The organism is Candidatus Izemoplasma sp. (assembly GCF_982632705.1).
In genome coordinates this window covers 1-2,891 of record NZ_CEXEES010000100.1, presented here as the reverse complement: position 1 = coordinate 2,891, position 2,891 = coordinate 1, and the positions used below count along the sequence as shown (strand labels likewise).

Genomic DNA, 2,891 nt, shown 5'->3' with positions numbered 1-2,891 from the left:
TGTGATAATTGCAATGTTTGGATTTATGATTTCAATATTCGCAATGGGAGAAACGGGGTTCAATGTATTTAAATGGACTGCTGGATTTGGTGTGACTACATATGTTCAATTAGAGTACACTTTTGTAGATTATCTATTATTCATTCTGTTTCTAACACCACTAGTTATGATAGAGGGTTGGTCTTTATTACTTGTGTATCTAGGTGTAGAAAAATATGTTTCTATGTTTGGAGCTGTTGCTCAGTTCTTGATTCATTTAGTGGCATTGGCTGGATTGTATTATATATTGTATTTTGTACAATCGGTGTTTTTAACTTTGACAAATGGGTTGCAATATATATAATAAGTTTATTATAAAGGGGAGAGGTTTATGGTTAAGTTAGACAGAAAAGTATTAAACGTTATTGCATTTAGCATCTTGATATTATTTTCATTTACTTTGGACAATTACATAGTATATATATATGTATTAGTATTTCCATTGGTAGGTTCTATTTACAAAATCACTACAAAATATGATGATCAATCACAAAATCAAAAGAAATCAATAAAGCTAATCTATTTGAGTTTGCGTATGGTTGGGTTGGTTCTTGTTAGTGGGTTATTCGCATCTGCAGAGATGTTAATTATGTTTATTATGGTGTTATTACCATTGGTGTGGTTAGAGTCGTTGATTGTATTTGATGTGCATTTTGGACATGACACATACGTTAATTGGTTCTTATATATTCTAAATATTGCATTACATGTAATTGCAATTGTCTTTTTCTATAATGCGTTACAGATAATAATATTCTTTATCGTTGGGTTACTTCTTGCGGTTCTTGGAACATTTTCATTCCTAACAGTTTTCTTAGGATAAATTTATCAGATAATAATGCAGGACTTAACTGTCTTGCTTTTTTGTTGGAATTAGTTCAATTTTCGAAATAAAAGCGTTATCATTGTGGTTATATTAGTTGAAATTGATATTTTGTAATGGTATAATTATGGCGGACTTTTTAAGAAAACTATATATATAGAAAGGTGTTAAAACAAATGAAAAGAATTTATATGTTTGGTGAGGGTAACAAATCACAAAAGAATTTACTTGGTGGTAAAGGTGCTAACTTATCAGAAATGAAAACAATGGGTGTTCCTGTACCTGGGGGATACACAATTACTACTGACATGTGTACAGACTACTATGCTAATGGAGGACAAAACTCTAAAGAATTATTAGCTGATATGAGAGAATATACTGCTAGATTAGAAAAAGAAACTGGAAAAGAATTCGGCTCTACTTCAAATCCTTTATTATTATCAGTTCGTTCTGGTGCTAGAGTATCAATGCCTGGGATGATGGATACTATCTTAAACTTAGGATTAAATGATGCTGCAGTTGCTGGTATGATTGAAAAAACTGGAAATCCTAAATTCGTTTGGGATATCTACAGAAGATTTATTCATATGTTTGGAGAAGTTGTTCAAGGTGTTGAATATGACTTATTCGAAGAAGTATTAGTAAAAATTAAAGAAGACAACAATTATGATGGTAACCTTGAGTTAACTGCTGAAGATTGGAAATCAGTTTCAGAGCAATATTTAGCAATCGTTGAAAAAGCTACTGGAGTTCCATTCCCTCAAGATCCATATACTCAATTAGAAATGGCTGTTAATGCTGTATTCGAATCATGGGATACTCCTCGTGCTATTTACTACAGAAACCATAATGGAATTGAACATTCATGGGGAACTGCAGTAAACGTACAAGAGATGGTATTCGGTAATACTTCAGATAATTCAGGAACTGGTGTTTTATTCACTAGAAATCCTAAAACTGGTGAAAACGTAGTTTGGGGAGAATTCTTATTTAATGCACAAGGGGAAGATATCGTTGCTGGTATCCGTACTCCATTAAAATTAGAAGACTTCGCTGCTGTTAGTCCAGCTATCTACAAAGAATTAACTGATATCTTAGACAACTTAGAAGCTCATTATAAAGATATGCAAGATGTTGAGTTCACAATTGAAGAAGGAAAATTATTCATTCTTCAAACTCGTGGAGGAAAACGTACTGGTGCTGCTGGAATCAAAATCGCAGTAGATATGGTTGCAGAAGGTCTTCTTACTAAAAAAGAAGCTGTAAACAGTATTGATGTAAATGCAATTGATCAATTATTACACCCTGTATTCAAAGAAGAAGCTATGGCTAACGCTGAGATTCTTACAACAGGATTAGCTGCATCACCTGGTGCTGCATCTGGTAAAATTGTATTCAGTTCTGAAAAAGCTGCTGCTTTAAAAGAAGAAACTGGAGAAAAATTATTATTATTTAGAAAAGAAACTTCACCTGAAGATATCGAAGGTATGGTTGTATGTGAAGGTTTCGTTACTCAATTAGGTGGAATGACATCACATGCTGCTGTTGTTGCACGTGGAATGGGTAAATGTTGTGTATCTGGTTGTGGAGAATTATCAATCAACGAAGCAGAAGGTTACATGACAATTAACGGTAAACAATATCCTGAGTTAACTCCATTCAGTATTGATGGAACTACAGGTAATGTATATGCTGGTACGATTGAAACTCAATCACCAGAATTCAGTGGAGAATTCCAAACAATTCTTGAATGGGCATCAGAAATCAAACGTTTAGGTGTTAAAGCTAACGCTGATAACGGACGTGATGCACGTCAAGCATTAGAATTCGGAGCAGAAGGAATCGGACTTTGTAGAACTGAACACATGTTCTTCGATGAAGAAAGAATCTTAGACGTTCGTAGAATGATCTTAGCTGACAATGTAGAGGAAAGAGAAGCTGCACTAGAAAAAATCTTACCTCACCAATTAAAAGACTTTACTGAATTATTTGAAGTTATGGATGGAAAAACTGTTTGTATCCGTTTATT

At 33.6% G+C, this 2,891-nt stretch carries 3 protein-coding genes; all 3 read left to right on the top strand.

Annotation, left to right across the window (positions count from 1 at the left end):
- Positions 1 to 343: hypothetical protein (locus AC2LE6_RS08805; protein WP_484478888.1), on the top strand; the 343-nt coding region annotated here is incomplete at its 5' end.
- Positions 344 to 370: 27 nt separating this feature from the next.
- A complete protein-coding gene (locus AC2LE6_RS08800) occupies positions 371 to 862 on the top strand; it encodes a hypothetical protein (RefSeq protein ID WP_484478887.1) in 492 nt (163 codons plus the stop codon).
- 176 nt (positions 863 to 1,038) lie between these two features.
- Positions 1,039 to 2,891: pyruvate, phosphate dikinase (gene ppdK, locus AC2LE6_RS08795; RefSeq protein WP_484478886.1), on the top strand; the 1,853-nt coding region annotated here is incomplete at its 3' end.